14 protein-coding genes and 1 pseudogene are annotated in these 18,117 nt (G+C 68.8%); 13 read left to right on the forward strand and 2 right to left on the reverse strand.

The annotated features are described in order from the left end of the window. Positions 1-140: 140 nt before the first annotated feature. From ACFMRZ_RS35935 to ACFMRZ_RS35990, 12 genes and pseudogenes are all read left to right on the forward strand, one after another. Entirely contained in the window at positions 141-1,880 is a 1,740-nt protein-coding gene (locus tag ACFMRZ_RS35935; protein ID WP_280275915.1) for a CTP synthase, read from the forward strand. Further along, the gene (locus ACFMRZ_RS35940) at positions 1,877-2,530 is read left to right on the forward strand and encodes an NUDIX domain-containing protein (RefSeq protein ID WP_400182602.1); all 654 of its coding nucleotides are present in this window, start codon (positions 1,877-1,879) and stop codon (positions 2,528-2,530) included. Before ACFMRZ_RS35935 ends, ACFMRZ_RS35940 begins: the two co-directional genes overlap by 4 nt. A 189-nt stretch (positions 2,531-2,719) precedes the next feature. After that, on the forward strand, positions 2,720-3,028 hold the full coding sequence (locus tag ACFMRZ_RS35945; protein WP_280275913.1) for a hypothetical protein: 309 nt from the start codon (positions 2,720-2,722) through the stop codon (positions 3,026-3,028). A gap of 106 nt (positions 3,029-3,134) precedes the next feature. Next, positions 3,135-4,061, forward strand: coding sequence for a site-specific tyrosine recombinase XerD (gene xerD, locus ACFMRZ_RS35950; RefSeq protein ID WP_400182603.1), 927 nt, complete (start codon positions 3,135-3,137; stop codon positions 4,059-4,061). Between the two features lie 182 nt (positions 4,062-4,243). Next, positions 4,244-5,614 carry an acyltransferase domain-containing protein gene (locus tag ACFMRZ_RS35955; protein WP_400182604.1) on the forward strand — a complete coding sequence of 457 codons (1,371 nt, stop codon included), beginning with the start codon at positions 4,244-4,246 and terminating at the stop codon, positions 5,612-5,614. A gap of 270 nt (positions 5,615-5,884) precedes the next feature. Next, positions 5,885-6,856, forward strand: coding sequence for a ParA family protein (locus ACFMRZ_RS35960; protein ID WP_280275910.1), 972 nt, complete (start codon positions 5,885-5,887; stop codon positions 6,854-6,856). Next, complete coding sequence (locus ACFMRZ_RS35965; RefSeq protein ID WP_400182605.1) at positions 6,853-7,776, forward strand: segregation and condensation protein A; 924 nt, start codon at positions 6,853-6,855, stop codon at positions 7,774-7,776. Before ACFMRZ_RS35960 ends, ACFMRZ_RS35965 begins: the two co-directional genes overlap by 4 nt. Before the next feature lie 317 nt (positions 7,777-8,093). After that, positions 8,094-8,750, forward strand: a complete 657-nt coding sequence (gene scpB, locus ACFMRZ_RS35970; protein WP_400183056.1) for an SMC-Scp complex subunit ScpB — start codon at positions 8,094-8,096, stop codon at positions 8,748-8,750. A 933-nt stretch (positions 8,751-9,683) separates the two neighbouring features. Further along, positions 9,684-10,703: pseudogene (locus ACFMRZ_RS35975) on the forward strand (pseudouridine synthase); the annotation flags it as partial. Positions 10,704-10,783: 80 nt separating this feature from the next. Further along, on the forward strand, positions 10,784-11,452 hold the full coding sequence (gene cmk / locus ACFMRZ_RS35980; RefSeq protein WP_400183057.1) for a (d)CMP kinase: 669 nt from the start codon (positions 10,784-10,786) through the stop codon (positions 11,450-11,452). After that, positions 11,449-12,870 (forward strand): ribosome biogenesis GTPase Der, encoded by a 1,422-nt coding sequence (der, locus tag ACFMRZ_RS35985; RefSeq protein WP_400182606.1) that lies wholly within the window; start codon positions 11,449-11,451, stop codon positions 12,868-12,870. The genes cmk and der overlap by 4 nt, the downstream gene beginning before the upstream one ends. Positions 12,871-13,134: 264 nt before the next feature. Then, positions 13,135-14,421 (forward strand): exonuclease domain-containing protein, encoded by a 1,287-nt coding sequence (locus ACFMRZ_RS35990; RefSeq protein WP_400182607.1) that lies wholly within the window; start codon positions 13,135-13,137, stop codon positions 14,419-14,421. Between the two features lie 366 nt (positions 14,422-14,787). Here the strand turns inward: ACFMRZ_RS35990 and ACFMRZ_RS35995 are convergent, their stop codons facing one another. Further along, positions 14,788-15,507, reverse strand: a complete 720-nt coding sequence (locus ACFMRZ_RS35995; RefSeq protein ID WP_400182608.1) for an SGNH/GDSL hydrolase family protein — start codon at positions 15,505-15,507, stop codon at positions 14,788-14,790. 250 nt (positions 15,508-15,757) lie between these two features. On the opposite strand from ACFMRZ_RS35995, the gene ACFMRZ_RS36000 reads away from it, so the two are divergent. Next, positions 15,758-16,579 carry an SDR family NAD(P)-dependent oxidoreductase gene (locus tag ACFMRZ_RS36000; protein ID WP_400182609.1) on the forward strand — a complete coding sequence of 274 codons (822 nt, stop codon included), beginning with the start codon at positions 15,758-15,760 and terminating at the stop codon, positions 16,577-16,579. Between the two features lie 59 nt (positions 16,580-16,638). On the opposite strand, the gene ACFMRZ_RS36005 is transcribed toward ACFMRZ_RS36000, so the two are convergent. Further along, positions 16,639-17,979, reverse strand: a complete 1,341-nt coding sequence (locus ACFMRZ_RS36005; protein ID WP_400182610.1) for a GDSL-type esterase/lipase family protein — start codon at positions 17,977-17,979, stop codon at positions 16,639-16,641. Positions 17,980-18,117 lie beyond the last annotated feature (138 nt).

Below are 18,117 nucleotides of genomic sequence, written 5' to 3' on the forward strand. Positions count from 1 at the left end.
CGGCCGTTGCCGGGGCAGGCGGGGTCGATGTGCCCGCAGCGCCGGGTGGGGCGGAAGTGACGAAAGAAGTGCCAGCCATCCCGCGGCTACCTCGCGTGGCGTGCGCTTCGCAAGCGTTTTTCGTGTTAACGTGAAGTCCCGTGGGTCAATCACGGATTCCGGCGCTCTCTCCCCATCAGACTGCCACCAAGCTCATCTTCGTCAGTGGTGGTGTCGCCTCCTCTCTGGGTAAGGGACTTACCGCCTCCAGCCTCGGCCAACTGCTCACCGCGCGCGGTCTGCGCGTGACGATGCAGAAGCTCGATCCCTATCTCAACGTCGATCCCGGCACCATGAACCCCTTCCAGCACGGTGAGGTGTTCGTGACCGAGGACGGCGCGGAGACGGATCTCGACGTCGGCCACTACGAGCGCTTCCTCGACCGGGATCTGTCGCAGGACGCCAATGTCACCACCGGTCAGGTCTATTCGTCGGTGATCGCCAAGGAACGCCGCGGCGAGTATCTCGGCGACACCGTCCAGGTGATCCCGCACATCACCGACGAGATCAAGAGCCGGGTGCTGGCCACCGTCGGCCCGGATCTGTACGGCCAGGTCCCGGACGTGGTGATCGTCGAGATCGGCGGCACCGTCGGCGATATCGAGTCGCAGCCCTTCCTGGAGGCGGCCCGGCAGATCCGGCACGAGGTGGGGCGGGAGAACGTCTTCTTCCTGCACGTCACCCTGGTGCCGTACCTGGCGCCGTCGGGCGAGCTGAAGACCAAGCCGACCCAGCACTCCGTCGCCGCGCTGCGCAACATCGGTATCCAGCCCGACGCGCTGATCCTGCGCTGCGATCGCGAGGTGCCGCCGGGGCTGAAGAACAAGATCGCCCTGATGTGCGATGTCGACGTCGACGCCTGCATCTCGACCCCGGACGCGCCGTCGATCTACGACATTCCGCGCGTGCTGCACCGCGAGGGCCTGGACGCCTATGTGGTGCGCAAGCTGGGCCTGCCGTTCCGCGACGTGGACTGGACCGTGTGGGGCGATCTGCTCGACCGGGTGCACAATCCCCGCGAGCACGTCACCGTCGCGCTGGTCGGCAAGTACGTCGATCTGCCCGACGCCTACCTGTCGGTGACCGAGGCGCTGCGCTCGGGCGGCTTCGCGGCCAAGGCGAAGGTGAATATCCGCTGGGTCCAGTCCGACGAGTGCGAGACGCCCGCCGGCGCCCAGCAGCACCTGCACGATGTGGACGCCGTGCTCATCCCGGGCGGGTTCGGCATCCGCGGCATCGAGGGCAAGGTCGGTGCCATCCACTACGCGCGCACCCGCGGCATTCCGCTGCTCGGACTGTGCCTGGGGTTGCAGTGCATGGTGATCGAGGCGGCCCGCTCGGTCGGTCTGGAGGACGCGAACTCGGCCGAGTTCGAGCCCGACACCGAGCACCCGGTGATCTCGACCATGGCCGACCAGCAGCAGGCCGTGGCCGGGGAGGCGGATCTCGGCGGCACCATGCGGCTGGGCGCGTATCCCGCTGTGCTGCAACCAGATTCGGTGGTGGCGCAGGCGTACGGCGCTACCGAGGTGTCCGAGCGGCATCGGCATCGCTTCGAGGTGAACAACGCCTACCGCGACAAGATCGCCCAGAGCGGCCTGCGGTTCAGCGGCACCTCCCCGGACGGGCATCTGGTCGAGTTCGTCGAGCTGCCCGCCGACCGACACCCGTATTTCGTTGCCACTCAGGCGCATCCGGAATTGAAGAGTCGCCCCACCCGCCCGCACCCGCTGTTCGCCGGGCTGGTCAACGCCGCGCTGAAATACAAGGCGGCCGAACGGCTTCCGGTCGACATCGAGGGTGACATCACCGTCGACGAGGGGGAGCGGGTCGCCCGGTGACCGAGACTCCCGGCAGCCACGACTTCGAGACGGTCGCCAGCCGCACGGTGTACTCGGGCGCGATCCTGGCGCTGCGGCTGGACCAGGTGGCGATGCCGGGCGGGCGGGTCGCCGAACGCGAGGTGATCGAGCATCACGGCGCCGTCGCCGTCGCCGCGCTGGACGACGACGGCAACGTGGTGCTGATCAACCAGTACCGGCACCCGGTGGGCCGCCGCCTGCTCGAGCTGCCCGCCGGCCTGCTCGACCAGCCCGGCGAGGACCCGCTCGCGGCGGCCCGCCGCGAACTCGCCGAGGAGACCGGCCTCGCCGCCCGGGAGTGGTCGGTGCTGGTCGACGTGGCCCTGTCGCCGGGCTTCACCGACGAAGCGCTGCGCATCTATCTCGCCACCGGACTGCACGAAACCGACCGTCCCGAGCCGGAATTGGAGGAGGCGGACATCGAGATCGTGCGGTTGCCGCTGGACGCCGCGGTGCGCGCGGCGCTCGCCGGTGAGATCGTCAACGCGACCGCGGTGGCGGGCGTGCTGGCGCTGTCCACCGCGCGTGCCCGGGAGATTCCGCTGCGCCCGGCCGACGCGCCGTGGCCGGGGATGCCGACGGCATTCTTGCGACGCAAGACCGAGCAGGCGGCGCGCGCCGCGGAGTAACGGAACCGGTCGGTGTCCGGCCCGGACGGCGAAAGCGCATGCGACTCATGCAATCCGAATCTCGCAGATCCGGGTTGCCGCCGGGTTCCTGGTCTCGCGCCGCTCTGGTATGCATGTGGGTATGCGCAAGGCGAACCCGGTGACGGTCACCCTGGATCCGCGGGTGGCCGCCCGGGCGCGAGAGGTCGTATGAGACGCGGTGAGGTCTGGCGGTACGCGCCGGTGCTGCCCGACGGCACCCCGGCGCCGCGCCGTACCACCGTGGTGGTGGTGTCGGACCCGGCGGTGATCACCTCGCCGTACCGCTGGCTGCATGTCGTCCCGTTCGCCGAGGACGACCCGGGGCACGTGCTGACCATCCACACCTGCCACGGCTGGGCCGACGCGCTCGAGTTCCATCGGGTCTACCGGGTGTGGCTGGCCGAACTGGCCGGTGAGCTGTCCGCCGACGAAATGGACGCGCTGGACACCCGGCTGCGGGCCGCCCTGAGTCTGTAGGGGTGGGCGGACGCGTGTCTCGTCCGGCGTGGAGCCGGGTGCTGCTGCCATGATGTGACCCGTGGATGTCCAGCCGCACCGGGGGACGCGGCAGTAGGGAGCGACGGTGTTGCAGCGGCAGATCCAGGCGTACCTCGACCATCTGACGGTCGAGCGCGGCGCGGCGCGCAACACCTTCAGCGCCTATCGGCGCGACCTCGAACGGTATCGGGAGTTTCTCTCGGGGCGGGAGATCGACGGGTTGGACCGGGTCACCGAGAGCGATATCGCCGACTTCGTGGTGGCCTTGCGCGCCGGGGGCGACGGATATCCGCCGCTGGCGGCCAGCTCGGCCGCCCGGGGCCTGGTCGCGGTGCGCGGGCTGCACCGGTTCGCCGCGGCCGAGGGCATCACCGCGGGCGATGTCGCGCACGCGGTCAAACCGCCGACCCCCGCCCGCCGATTGCCGAAAGCCCTTCCATACGACCAGGTTTCGCGGTTGCTGGAGGCGGCCGGCGGTACCGGGCAGGCCGACGGGGGACCGCGGGGGCTGCGCGATCGCGCCCTGCTCGAGCTGCTGTACTCGACCGGCGCCCGCATCTCCGAGGTCGTCGGGCTCGACGTCGACGACATCGACACCGCGGACCGGGCGGTCGTGCTGCGCGGCAAGGGCGGCAAGCAGCGCATGGTCCCGATCGGCCGCCCGGCGCTGGCGGCCCTGGACGCCTACCTGGTCCGCGGCCGGCCCGCACTGGCGTTGCGCGGCAAGGGAAATCCGGCGTTGTTCTGTAATGCCCGCGGCGGCCGGCTGTCGCGGCAGAGCGCCTGGCAGGTGCTGCAGGACGCGGCGGAACGCGCGGGCATCGGCGCCACGGTCTCGCCGCACACCCTGCGGCATTCGTTCGCGACGCACCTGCTCGACGGCGGCGCGGACGTCCGGGTGGTGCAGGAACTACTGGGGCACGCATCGGTGACGACCACCCAGATCTACACGCTCGTCACGGTGAACACTCTGCACGAGGTGTGGGCAACGGCGCACCCGCGAGCCAGGTGACCCGGACCGAATCTCAACGGAAGTTCAAGTTACCCGGACTGGCGAATCCCGGTGCCGGGCCTGTGGCATATTGTTTCCTCGGGTTAGCTCGCGGCGGATCAGGAGGCAGAATCATTTCCAGCTACAGGCTGCCGGACGGGCGGATTCCCGTCGTACTCTCCGCCGAGAACTCCGACCTGCTGATGCGTGAAGCCGTCGCGGTGCGCGGCTATCTCGACGAGCATCCCGACGCCGGCGCCGATCAGATATCCGCGGCGTTGCTGCGGACCCGTACGGTACGGCCGCACCGGGCGCTCGCCATGGTCTCCGGTCGCGAGGATCTGCGCCGCGCGCTGGACGCCGTGGTGTCCGGCGACGCCGACCCGGCCGTCGTGCGCGGCGAGGGGCCGGCCACCACACAGCGGACCGGATTCGTGTTCCCCGGGCAGGGCAGTCAGCGGCCGGGCATGGGCCGGATCTACTACGACCGCTCGGCGGCCTACCGCGCCCGCGTCGACGAGTGCGCGGTCATCCTCGGCGACGAACTCGGAGCACCCGAGCCGCTGCACTATCTACTGGTCGAGGACGACCAGTACACCGACGACATCGGCGTGCTGCAACCGGCGCTGTTCATGCACACCCTCGGACTGGCCGCGATGTGGCTGGCGGCCGGCGTCGCTCCGACGGTGACGATCGGGCACAGCCAGGGCGAGCTGGCGGCGGCCGTGGTGTGCGGAATGTGCACCGTGCGCGACGCGCTGGTGGCGACGAAGGTGCGCGCCGACCTCATCGCCGAGCACGCGCCGCGCGGCTACACGATGGCCGTGCTCGGGGTGGACGTCGCCGCCTGCGAGTCGCTCATCGCCCGCAATATCGGCTGGCTGAAACTGTCGGTGGTGAACTCGCCCAATATCGTCGCGGTCTCGGGTCACCGGGCGGCGGTGCTGGAGGTCATCGAATCCGTCCGGGCGAATGCGCGATTCGCCAAGGAGATCCGCGTCGACTATCCGGCGCACACCGACGTCGTCGCGCCCTATCGGCGGCTCGCCGTCGAGGGCGTGCGAAAGCACCTGTACGAGTGGACCTTCAACGACTCCGATATGCCGCTGTTCGCCTCGACCATCGGCGGCCGGATGCCGCCGGGCCTGCCGCAGGCGGAATTCTGGTTCCTGAACCTGCGCAACCGGGTGCGGTTCGACCAGGCCACCATGGCCGCCGCGGACAGTGCGGACCTGTTCGTCGAACTGGCCGACAACCCGATGCTCGCGCTGGCGGTACAGGAGAATCTGTTCACCGCCCGATCCCGTGCGGCGGAGCACGTGCGCGACACCGGGTTCCGGCTCGTCGGCACCTCCCGCCGCGACGCTGAGGATCTCACCGAATTCACCCGTAACCTCGCCACCGTCGCGGTGAGCGACCTGCACTTTCGCTGGGACCTGCTCGTCGACGGCGCGGTCACGAAGCCCGGTCCGGCCGCGCCGCAAGGATTTCCCCAGCGCGCGGTCGCCGACGCGGCGGACACCGGCGAGGACATTCCCGACTGGATCGTGCCGCCGCAGGAGATTGCCGACTGATCTCACGGACCGGCCGGTCTCTCCTCCCGGAATCGGTCGGTGCCGGTCGCGGCCACGATTAGTGTTGACTCCGATGCGGTATTCATGTTCACACTCGGTGCCGGACCATGTTGCGGGCATGCTCACAGAGCGTGTCCGAGCATAGGTCTTGCGCTCACAAGCGGTAGCGTCTATGGGGTCTGGATGCGACCCTGGGTGACGTCGGGTGGGAAAGACTTCCCGCGGCGCTCGGCGGGGCATTTGGGCAGGAAAATTGAAGGAGCAGCGGATATGACGACAGCCGACGCGGCCGAACCGCCGATCAGAGCTGCGGCAGAACCGCTTTCACAGACCCGGCCAGGCTCGCGCATCGAGCAGGCGGCCCAAACCTTGTGGGAGGCGAAGGACATCGTGGCGGACGGCACGGAACTCGGCCCGACCGGTCGCCCCTTGCGCGAAATTCCGGAACCTCCGCCCGTGACCGGGGAGGGCGAGGCGCTGATCGTCGCCATGTGCAACCAGAAGGGCGGCGTCGGCAAGACCACCTCCACCATCAATCTCGGTGCCGCGCTGGCCGAGTACGGGCGCCGCGTGCTGCTGGTCGATCTGGACCCGCAGGGCGCGTTATCGGCGGGCCTGGGCGTCGCGCACCACGATCTCGACCTCACCGTGCACAATCTGCTGGTCGGCGGTCGCGCGGGCGCGGGCGACGTGCTGATGAAGACCAAGGTCGACCACATGGACCTGCTACCCAGCAACATCGACCTGTCGGCCGCGGAGATCCAGCTGGTCAACGAGGTCGGCCGGGAACAGACCTTGGGCCGCGCGCTGGCGTCGCTGCGGGGCAGCTACGACTACATCCTCATCGACTGCCAGCCGTCGCTGGGCCTGCTCACCGTCAACGCGCTGGCCTGCGCCGACGGCGTGATCATTCCCATGGAGTGCGAATACTTCTCGCTGCGCGGGCTGGCGCTGCTCACCGACACCGTGGAGAAAGTACGGGACCGGCTGAACCCGCGACTGAGCCTGTCCGGCATCGTGGTCACCATGTTCGACGCGCGATTGCTGCATTCGCGGCAGGTCATGTCCCGGGTGGTCGAGGTGTTCGGTGACCTGGTGTACGACACCGTGATCAACCGGACCGTGCGCTTCCCGGATGCCAGCGTGGCCGGTGAGCCGATCACCACCTGGGCGCCGAAATCCGCTGGCGCGGAAGCGTATAGGGCGATGGCACGGGAAGTCATCCACCGGTCGGGCCGGTGACGGAGACCGTCCAGCCAGCAGTTCAGGACTTGCCCGCCCCGGATCAGGATTCGCCGAGTTCCGCCGATGATTCGGCCGCACCGGACAATCCGGACAGATCGACCGGATTCCATCTGCGGCTGAGCAACTTCGAGGGCCCGTTCGACCTGCTGCTGCAATTGATCAGCCAGCGTCGGCTGGACGTCACCGAGGTGGCGTTGCATCAGGTCACCGACGAATTCATCGCCTACACCAAGGTGCTGACGGCGAGCCTGGACGCCGACCCGACGCTGCGCGCGGACAAGATCCTCGACCAGACCACCGAATTCCTGGTGGTGGCCGCGACGCTGCTGGATCTGAAGGCCGCGCGGTTGCTGCCCGCCGGCGAGGTCGCCGACGAGGACGATCTGGAACTGCTGGAGGCTCGCGACCTGCTGTTCGCGCGGTTGCTGCAATACCGGGCGTTCAAGCAGGTCGCCGAGCTGCTGGGGGAGCTGGAACAGGCGGCGCTGCGGCGGTATCCGCGGGCGGTGTCGCTGGAGGAGCGATTCCTGGAGCTGCTGCCGGACGTTACGCTGGGGGTCGACGCCGCCGGTTTCGCCGAGGTCGCCGCGGCGGCGTTCCGGCCACGGCCGACGCCGAAGGTGGGGCTGGACCATCTGCACGCCCACGCCATCTCGGTGGCCGAACAGGCCGCGCTGGTGCTGGAGATGCTGAAGACCCGCGGGGTGGGCGGCTGGACCACCTTCCCCGAACTGTGCGCCGACTGCGACGTACCGATCCAGATCGTCGCCCGTTTCCTGGCGCTGCTGGAGCTGTACCGAGGCAAGACGATCGAATTCGACCAGCCCGACCCCCTCGGGCCACTGGCGGTCAGCTGGGTCGGTGAACCGGAGGACCAGCCCGCCCAACCGCTGACAATCGACGAGGACTACGGGTGACGAAAGACAGCGAGGCCTTCAACCCCGCCGACGCGGATCGGACTTCCGCACCTCTCCGGCAGACCGCGGGGGAGATCGCGGCGGAACTTGTGCGTGCCGCGGGCACCGATACGACTGTGGGTACCGATACCGCTGCTGCGAGTGATGCCGGTGCCGATACGGCGGCTAGCGACCCGAGCGTTGAGGTCGGGGCGCGGGCGCGTGCTGACGTGGAGGTGGGTGTCGGGGCGGAGTCGCGTGTCGATTCCGGTGATGCGGGTGAGGTGGCGGTCGACCTTGATGGTGAGGACCGCGGGCGGAACGGTAGCGCGATCGGGATCTCGGATGAGGACCGGGAAGGCGTGCCGGAAATTCTCGATGACGAGGAGTTTCGGGCGGCGTTGGAGGCGATGTTGTTGATCGTGGACGCGCCGGCGCCGGTGGACTTGCTGGCTTCGGCGCTGGACGACAGTGAGCAACGGGTGCAGTCGGTGTTGCGGGAGATGTCGGCGGAGTTGACGGCGCGGCGCAGCGGTATGGACCTGCGATTCGTGGGCGATGGGTGGCGTTACTACACTCGAACCGACTTCGCGCCGTACGTCGAGCGGATGCTGCTGGACGGGGCGCGGTCGAAACTCACCAGGGCCGCTTTGGAGACTCTGGCGGTCATCGCCTATCGTCAACCGGTTACGCGAGCACGGGTCAGCGCCGTGCGTGGAGTGAACGTCGACGGCGTGATCCGGACCCTGGTAGCACGCGGCCTCATCGCCGAGGCCGGGACCGATCCGGAGACCAACGGCACCCTGTACGTCACGACCGAGCTGTTCCTGGAACGCATCGGGCTCGCGTCGCTGACGGAACTGCCGTCGTTGGCGCCCCTGCTGCCGGGCGTCGACCTGATCGACGAGATCAACGACAGCCTGGACACCGACCCTCGGTACACCAAGCTGAGGAAACCCGCCGAGGCCGACATCGACCTCGGCTCACAAGATTGACAGGACAACGTGAATACACCCGCTCGCCGAGATGGCACACCGGATCGCAGAAAACGTAGCGCCGAACCACCGCGTGGTTCCGCCCGTGGGCGCGGCGCCCAGGGCGCACGCGGGGAGAGCCGTGGCGGCTACTCGGGTCGCGGGGGCGACGGCCCCAGCGGAAACTCCAGCCGCGGGGGCGAAGGCTCCGGCGGAAATTACGGTCGCCGCGGCGACAGCGGAAGCGGCTACTCCGGCCGCGGCGGGAACACCGGCGGCGGTTACTCCGGCCGCGGGGGAGAGGGCGGCTACTCCAGCCGTGGCGGAGACGGCGGCGGCTACGCGGGCCGTGGCGGGGACAAGAGCGGTGGCTACTCCGGGCGCGGCAGCTCGGATCGGCAAGCCCGCGGCTACAGCGCGGGGCAGGACGATCGCGGCGGTTTCGGGGGAAGGTCCGGTTCGGATCGATCCGATCGGAGCGACTTCTCGCGTGGCCGCGGGGGAGCATCGGGCGGCAGCAATTCCCAAGGGCGCGGCGGTTATTCGAAGGACCGGGGCGGTAGTTCGGAGGGCCGTGGTTTTTCGCAGGATCGCGGTGGCAGTTCGCAGGGTCGTGGTTATTCGCAGGATCGGGGCGGTAGCTCGCAGGGTCGTGGTTTTTCGCAGGATCGTGGTGGTAGCTCGCAGGGTCGTGGTTATTCGCAGGACCGTGGTGGTAGCTCGCAAGGCCGTGGTTATTCGCAGGATCGGGGCGGTCGCTCGCAAGGCCGCGGTTATTCGCAGGATCGGGGCGGTAGTTCCCAAGGTCGCGGTTTTTCGCAGGATCGTGGGGGTAGTTCGCAGGGTCGTGGTTACTCGCAAGAGCGGGGCGGGTACTCCGGTGCGCGTGGTGGTGGCGAGCGATCCGGCTTCCGGGGTGGCGACGAGCGCGGTGGTTATGGGGCCGGGCGGGGGCGTCCGGCATCGAGCGGGCGCGGATTCGGAACGGATCGGGGCGGCTCGGGGACCAGCCGGGGCGGCTACCGTCCCGCGGATCCGGGCGCGCGGTCCGGGCGTGGTGAGAGTCGTTCGCTCGCAGGCAAACCCAGCATCGGCGGTGGTCGTCCGCTGACTCCCAAACCGGCGCCGAGCCGCAAGCCGAAACCGCAGCGCAAGCAGCCGACGGTGCTCAGCTTCGCCAAGCCCGCGCGGCACCAGAATGTCGAGCCGGAGGAGAACGGCCCGAAGAAGCTGCCCTGGGGCGAGGGCGAGCGGCTGCAGAAGGTGCTCGCCAAGGCGGGCGTGGCCTCGCGCCGCGCCGCCGAGGAACTGATCGAGCAGGGCCGCGTCGAGGTCGACGGCGCCATCGTCCGCGAACAGGGCCTGCGCATCGATCCCGACACCGCCGTGGTCCGCGTCGACGGTGTGCGCATCGTGGTGCGCGACGAACAGGTCTACCTCGCGCTGAACAAGCCGAAGGGCTACCAGTCGACCATGTCCGACGAACTCGGCCGCCCCTGCGTGGGCGACATCGTCGCCGAGCGGGTCATGGCCGGGCAGCGCCTGTTCCACGTCGGCCGCCTGGACGCCGAAACCGAGGGCCTGCTGCTGCTCACCAACGACGGCGACCTGGCGCACCGGCTGATGCACCCGTCGTTCGAGGTCAGCAAGACCTACCTGGCGACCGTGCAGGGCGAGGTGCAACGCGGCATCGGCAAGCAACTGCGCGACGGCGTCGAACTCGACGACGGACCGGCGCGCGTCGACAAGTTCCAGGTGCTGGAGGTCGGCGAGGGCAAGTCGCTGGTCAAGGTGATTCTGCACGAGGGCCGCAAACATATCGTGCGCCGGTTGCTCGAGGCGGTCGGTCACCCGGTGACGGCGCTGGTGCGGACCAATATCGGCCCGGTCGCGCTCGGCGACCAGCGGCCCGGCACGCTGCGAGTGCTCGGCCGAGACGAAATCGGGAAGCTCTACGAGGCGGTGGCGTTGTGAACGGTGTGCAAGCAGGAGGAAGCGTCGTGGACGGTACGCGGATTCCGGACGAGCTGTCCCGGGCGACGCTGGTCGTCGCGATGGACGGCCCGTCGGGTACCGGCAAGTCGAGCGTGTCGCGCAAACTGGCCACTCGGATGGGCGCCCGTTATCTCGACACCGGCGCGATGTACCGGGTGGCGACCCTGCGCGTGCTGCGCGCCGATGTCGACCTGACCGATGCGGTGGCGATCGCGACCGCGGTGAAGGATCTGCCGCTGACCATCGGCACCGATCCCGCCCACGAGGTGATCGAGTTGGACGGCGAGGACGTCTCCGCCGAGATCCGCGGCAACGAGGTGACCAAGGCGGTGTCCGCGGTCTCGGCCGTGCCGGAGGTCCGCGAGCAACTGGTCGCATTGCAGCGTGAGATCGCCGTAGCCGCGGGGCGCATCGTCGTGGAGGGTCGCGACATCGGCACGGTCGTGCTGCCCGACGCCGATGCCAAGATCTACCTGACCGCCTCGGCCGAGGCTCGGGCGTTCCGGCGCAACCAGCAGAACATCGCGGAGGGCCGCGGCGACGACTACGAGGCGGTGCTGGCCGACGTGCAGCGCCGCGACAACCTGGACTCCACCCGCGCGGTCTCACCGCTGCGGCCGGCCGCCGACGCGGTGCTGGTCGACACCAGTGAACTTACTCGCGAACAGGTGATCGACGAGCTGTACCAGGTTGTGGCGCAACAAGTTTCAGCTGGAGGTGGGCAATGACGCAGGAGACCTTCGCCACCGACGGTGTCTGGTCCGACGAAACCGATTGGGAGATCGCGGATCTCGACGGTGACGTAGAGGCGCACGAACAGCTGTCGATGCCGACGGTGGCGGTCGTGGGCCGTCCGAATGTCGGCAAATCGACACTGGTGAACCGGATTCTGGGCCGCCGTGAGGCCGTCGTGGAGGACGTGCCGGGCGTGACCCGCGACCGCATCTCCTACGAGGCCTCGTGGTCCGGCCGAAAGTTCCTGGTCCAGGACACCGGCGGCTGGGAGCCCGACGCCAAGGGGCTCCAGCAGTCCGTGGCGCGGCAGGCCGAGCTGGCGATGCAGACCGCGGACGCCATTCTGCTGGTGGTGGACGCGACTGTGGGCGCCACGGCGACCGACGCGGCGGTGGCAAAGGTGTTGCGCCGCTCCAAGACCCCGGTCATCCTCGTCGCCAACAAGGTGGACGGCGCGAAGCTGGAGGCGGAGGCGGCGGTGCTCTGGTCGCTCGGCCTGGGCGAACCGCGGCTGGTGTCCGCGGCGCACGGCCGAGGCACCGGTGACCTGCTCGACGACCTGCTCGGAGTGCTGCCGGAGACGCCGCGCGAGGACGGTATCGCCGTGGCCGGGCCGCGGCGGGTCGCGCTGGTGGGCAAGCCGAACGTCGGCAAGTCCAGCCTGTTGAACAAGCTCGCGGGCGACGAGCGTTCGGTGGTGCACGACGTGGCCGGGACCACCGTCGACCCGGTCGATTCGCTGGTCGAATTGGGCGGCAAGCCATGGCGTTTCGTCGATACCGCGGGTTTGCGGCGCAAGGTGCTCAACGCCAGCGGCACCGAGTACTACGCCTCGCTGCGCACCAAGTCGGCCATCGAGGCGGCCGAGGTCGCCGTCATGCTGATCGACGCCTCGCAGCCGATCACCGAGCAGGACCTGCGGGTGATCAGCATGATCGCCGATGCGGGGCGGGCGCTGGTGATCGCCTACAACAAGTGGGATCTGGTCGACGAGGACCGGCGCTACCAACTCGAGCGCGAGGTGGACCGGGAGATGGTCCAGGTGCCGTGGGCGCAGCGCGTCAATATCTCGGCGCAGACCGGCCGCGCGGTGCAAAAGCTCGTTCCCGCAATGGAAACCGCACTGGAGTCGTGGGACAAGCGCATCCCCACCGGCCGCCTGAACTCCTGGCTCAAGGAAGTCGTCGCGGCCACCCCGCCCCCCATGCGCGGCGGCCGCCTACCCCGCGTGCTGTTCGCCACCCAGGCGACCACGCGCCCACCGACCTTCGTCCTGTTCACCACCGGCTTCCTGGAGGCAGGCTACCGCCGCTTCCTGGAGCGCCGACTGCGCGAAGAATTCGGCTTCGACGGCTCCCCGGTACGCATCTCGATCCGAGTCCGAGAGAAGCGCGACCGCCGCAAGCGTTGAGCCATAACACATCTGGGCCGGGGTCGGTGCGTTGGGAAGCGCCGACCCCGACCCACATTCGATGGCGAATCCCCTTAGCTGCCTTGGTAATTGATGTGACCACTCGGTAGGGGACCAGGGTTTCCGAGTTGCGGAGTGTCGCGTAGCGTGTCGCCCCCGCCCGCGATATGTCCGGCTATGGATATCGAATTGAGGGGCCTGGTCGAGCGGGCACCCGAGAAGAGTACGTCTGCACAACACCACCCTGCGAATGGCCTGCAGCGGTTGCTGTCCCACGGTGACCGGGTTGCCGTCCTCGATGTCGAGACCACGGGCCTGTATCGGTCCGACCGCGTGGTCGAGATCGCCGTGGTCACCATGGACGCGAGCGGGCAGGTGATCGATGAATTCGACACCCTCATCAACCCTGGCCGCGACGTGGGCCCGACTTGGCTGCACCGGATTACCGCTTCGATGGTCTCCGATGCGCCCTCGTTCGCCGAGGTCGCCGCTTATGTCGCCGCTCGTGTCGACGGGGCTGTCTGCGTAGGGCACAACCTGCGGTTCGACACGGGCATGCTCGGTACCGAACTCGAGCGCGCCGGTATCGAAATCGACTGGGGCACCGGCTTCGACACCCTGTCGGTTACCGGCTGCAAGCTCGGCCAAGCATGCACGGACTACGGTGTCCGGCTGGATAACGCTCATCGGGCCCTCAGCGACGCCCGCGCCACAGCGCGACTGTTGGTCGCCGTGGCGGACAGGTTCGGCCATGTGTCGAGTCCGGCACGGGCGTACCCACTCGATGTGACACCGGTTCGGGTGCGCAGCCGCGACGGGCACCCCGCAGTCCACGCGCCGACGCCCTATCTGGCGCAGCTGGCCCGCGGCTTCCATGTCCAACCGGACATCGCCCCGTACGTCGGTCTTCTCGACGTCGCCATGGCGGATCTGAAGCTCACCCTCGAGGAGCGCGGCGAGCTACACCGCCTCGCCAACGACATCGGCCTCGACGACCTCCATATCGTCCGGGCACACCGCGAGTTCCTGCGAGCGCTGATCGACGCCGCGGTGGCGGACGGCGTCGTGACCGACGACGAGATCGACCAACTCCGCCGCGCCGCAGCGCTTCTCGACCTCGACTCCGAGATCGTCACGCAACGAACGGACCCGTACCGCAGTACCCCCGACCGCATCGCCCTGAAGCCAGGTCTCGAGGTGTGCTTCACCGGCGCGGCCGTCGACTCACAGGGCAACGAAATAGACCGTGACGATCTGCATGTACGGGCCGAGCGGCACGGGCTGGTCCCCAAGCGGTCCGTCACCGCGAAGGGGTGTCAGCTGCTGGTCGCGGCGGATGTCTCGACTCGGTCCGGTAAGAGTGACAACGCCAAGAAGTTCGGCATCCCGATCGCCGCACTGGACGACTTCCTCAGGGTGCTGCCTGCGGGCGGGTCGCTGGACGTCGTGAAATTCAAGAAGTCCGGTGTGGCTTTGGTATGCGCGCAGTGTGGAGACTCGTGGGTCGCCGCGCGGCGCAGCAGCCAGCCCCGATGTGCGGGCTGCCGATGAGGGCGAGATGGTTCCGCTGATTGGCTCAGAAAAAAATACCTATACCCGGATATGCGCATCTGAACATTTGAGTTCTGAGTGGCCCGGGCGATGCGGCCTGCCGGCCAGAGGCTCAGTGAACACCAAGGCAAAGGATCGGGAAGGGACGTGGCCGCGCGATTGCGCTCGCCGCTGACAGAGCCCCTTGCCGCTGACCGGGTTGGAGGCCCGGCCCGGTCAGCGGCTCTGGCGAGGTGGCACATTGATCGGCACGACGCACCCGTTGTCGTTGCCCGGGCTGATGCCGGGCGTGTTGCTCACCTTGCCGGCAAGACGGTATCGGCCACTGGGGCGTGGGCGCGAGATATGTGTTCGGGGTGAGTCGAATCAGTGGGCGGCGGCCAAGGCCTTGATCACCTCGGCCGCTACTACGGCGTGGCCCGAGATGTTGAAGTGGATGTTGTCGGCGGACATGACCGTGGGGCGACGGCCGACCGGGTGCCACCAGAGGTCGATCAGGATGGCGTCGTGGCGGGTGGCCACGCGGCGGATCACCTGGTTGAGAAGGTCCAGGCGCTCGTGGAACGGGCGCAGCTGGGGAATGTGCTCGGGGACGGCGTCGGCGATGGTCATGGTGGCGAGGCGGGCACCGATCGCCTTGCCGGCGGCGAAGATTCGCTCGAGGTTGGCCTCGGCGGCGTCGTAGTCGGGGGTGTCGGTCCACAGATCGTTGCCGCCGCAGGCGATGTAGAGCAGGTCGGGGTCGAAGGCCAGCGCCGTGTCCAGCTGCTCGTCGAGCACCTGGCGGGTGGTGGCGTTGATGCGGCCGGTGTTGAGGAACTCGACCTCGCCCACCGCGGCGCGCAGCACCTGAATCACCCTTGGGGCCCAGTACATCTCGCGGTAGCCGGGGCTGGGGTCGCCTGCTCCGTGCGCGGTGCTGTCGCCGACGAGCGCGATGCGGCGCCACGGCGCGGCGCGCAGCATGTCGACGGCCACCTCGTCGGGGAGGCAATCGGGGTCGGTGGCCTCGGTGTAGGCCTGCTCCGGGGGTGCGCCGAGGTCGCGGTCCGCGGCGGCGGTGGTGGAACCGCTTGCCTCCGTCATGGGCTTCTCCTTGGTCGCTGAGCAGAGAGCTGGTGTCATAAAACGCACGAACGTGCGTGCTTTTCACGCTACCGGGCGAGTAGCGTGAGGGTCAAGGTACCCGTGGTTGCGGCGCCTCGACCGGCGATAGGGGCGTGGATAGGGGTTTACCTGCTCGGTCGATGAGCGGGAGGCTCGGATCGCGTCGGCGAACGGTCGTGCGGTAGCTGCTGCCGATCGGGGCCGCCGCCTATGGACTCCAGGAGGAGCAGTGAAGGATCTCAAGGAACGGACGGTGCTCCTGACCGGGGCGTCGGGCGGTATCGGGAAACGCGTGGCACGCCGGCTGGCCGCCGAGGGCGCGCGCGTCGCGCTGGTAGGGCGGCAGGCCGATGTGCTCGGTGCGCTGGCGGAGGAGCTGCGCGAGAACGGCGCGAAGGCCGAGCCGGTCCTCGGCGATCTGGCCGATGCGGCGAGTCTCGACGATCTGGTGGACCGGGCGGAGCGGGCGCTGGGGCCGATCGATGTTCTGATCAACAACGCCGGTGTCGAGGTGGCCGCGGCGTTCGCGAAATACGAACCCGCGGAACTGAATTGGATCGTCGATGTCAACCTGATGGCGCCGATGCTGCTCACCCGGCGCGTACTGCCGGGCATGGTCGAGCGGGGCGCCGGGCACGTGCTGTTCGTGTCGACGGGCGCCGCCAAGGTCGCGCCCGCGTTCCAGGCGCCCTACGCCGCGACGAAGGCCGGGCTGGTCTCGCTGGCCCAATCGCTGCGCGCCGAGTACCACGGCACGCCCATCGGGTTCTCCGTCGTGCTGCCCGGTTTCGTGAAGGGCGACGGCATGTATCAGGTCTGGGTCGACCAAGGCGTGCAGGCCAGCGCGCTGTTGGGCTCTACCACCGTGGACCGGATCGCGGGAAAGATCGTCGGCGCGGTGCGGCGCAACAAGTCCGAGGTGCTGGACATGGGCATGCCGGTGCGGTCGATGTTCGCGACGACGCAGTTGTCCCCGGGCTTCGCCGACCGGATGGCCCGGCGGATGTCGCCGGTATTCCGCAAGCAGGCGTCCGCGCGCGATCGGCTGTAGCGCCACACGTTCCGCCGCGGGTCCAGACTGCGAGGTCCGGGCCCGCGGCGTTGCGCTGGTCACCGGCAGGGCGAGCCCTGGAAGGCGCCGATGTCGATGGCGTCCGCCAGCGCGCGATGCCCCTGCGGGTTGGGGTGCACCAGCGTGGGGGAGACGAGGTCGGGGCGCTGGGCGCCGGGATCGCTCGGATCGCGCAGCACGGCGTCGAAGTCGATGACGGTGTCGGACAGCTGCTGGCCGCGAATCCAGTCGTTGACCCGCTGCCGCACCGGTTCGGCGTCGGGGGCGAGGCCGCCGGCGATGAACGAGCGCACCGAGGGCGGGATCGTCGCCAGGTGCACCCGAATTCCGGCGGCGTGCAGCCGCCCGATTATTTCGGTGTAGGCCGCCGCCAGCTGTTCGGGATTCTGGGTCGGCGGAAATGCGAGATCATTGGTGCCCGAGGCGATTATCACATCGGAGACTCCGGCGGTCTCGATGACGTCGTGTTGCAATCTGGCCGAGGCGCCCGGACCGGTTTGCGGGATTGTCTGATTCCGCACCACGCGATTGCCCCAGATACTCGAATTCAAGACGGTCAGCGGAATTCCGGCGGCATCCAGGCGGTGTTGCAGGAAATCCGTATACCGGAGGTTGCGGTCGACGATGGAAGAATCCTGCGGCCCCTCGAAAAATGTCGCTCCCGCATATCCGGTGCTGATGGAATCGCCCATCGCCACCACGCTCGAATGTTCCGGCGCGGCAAGGACATCGATGCCTCCGGCGAACAGGACGCTGGTGGTTCGCAGACTCAGCGGAGCGCCGGTGGGGTCGGCCGCGTGGTCGCCGGAGCCGGGCGGGCCGTAGTAGCTGGTGGACAGGCCGACGATGTTCTCCGTGGCCGGGGCCGAGAGTCCGGGCACGTACACACTGATCGCCAGCGGCTCGAAGGCGTTGAACGACAGCGGAATCGGATCGCTGATCAGCTCGGCGCCGGGCGCGACGGTCGCCGACGACTGCCCGCCGAAGGTCACCGGGCGCAGCGACGCCGGGTCTATCGCGGCGCCCTCGGCCTGCTTGGCGACGGTGACGGTGCCGAAGGTGATCGGCAGCGGGCCGAGCCGGTTGGTCAGATGCAGGCGCAGCGTCGCTCCGCCCAGATGCGGAGTGACGACCATCCGATAGGTCTGGTCGAACAGCGACACGGTCGGGGTCAGCGCCATATCCGATACCGGCGTGGCGTCCGAGGCGGCGATCAGCCAGCTGCCCACCCAGCGCGGCCCGGCGCAGTCGGAGGCCGGCGGGTCGGCGAGGGCGGGGGTGGTTGCGGCGGTGACACCGAATGCCAGCGTGAGCGCCGAGACCACGCTGCGGACATTGCTGGAAACGGCACGGCGGCGCGAATTTCCGAGGCGATTCATGAAGAGACCTAACTGTGTTCTCCGGCGTTGCCGAACACGAATGACGTTGTGCCGGAGTATAAGCAGACCTTTGCGCCGGTGTCCGCCCCGGTACGCGGGGATAGGGGCAGGCTAGGGGTTACCGCCGATCGCGGTCGC

The organism is Nocardia sp. N2S4-5, from assembly GCF_044628355.1.
Lineage (GTDB): Bacteria > Actinomycetota > Actinomycetes > Mycobacteriales > Mycobacteriaceae > Nocardia > Nocardia wallacei_B.

Excerpts from the sequence above, each read along its gene's own strand:
- ACFMRZ_RS35945 (WP_280275913.1), top strand. The coding sequence starts at position 2,720 with ATGAGACGCGGTGAGGTCTGGCGGTACGCGCCGGTGCTGCCCGACGGC.
- ACFMRZ_RS35955 (WP_400182604.1), top strand. The coding sequence starts at position 4,244 with ATGCGTGAAGCCGTCGCGGTGCGCGGCTATCTCGACGAGCATCCCGAC.
- ACFMRZ_RS35960 (WP_280275910.1), top strand. The coding sequence starts at position 5,885 with ATGACGACAGCCGACGCGGCCGAACCGCCGATCAGAGCTGCGGCAGAA.
- cmk (WP_400183057.1), top strand. The coding sequence starts at position 10,784 with ATGGACGGCCCGTCGGGTACCGGCAAGTCGAGCGTGTCGCGCAAACTG.
- der (WP_400182606.1), top strand. The coding sequence starts at position 11,449 with ATGACGCAGGAGACCTTCGCCACCGACGGTGTCTGGTCCGACGAAACC.
- ACFMRZ_RS35995 (WP_400182608.1), bottom strand. The coding sequence starts at position 15,507 with ATGACGGAGGCAAGCGGTTCCACCACCGCCGCCGCGGACCGCGACCTC.
- ACFMRZ_RS36005 (WP_400182610.1), bottom strand. The coding sequence starts at position 17,979 with ATGAATCGCCTCGGAAATTCGCGCCGCCGTGCCGTTTCCAGCAATGTC.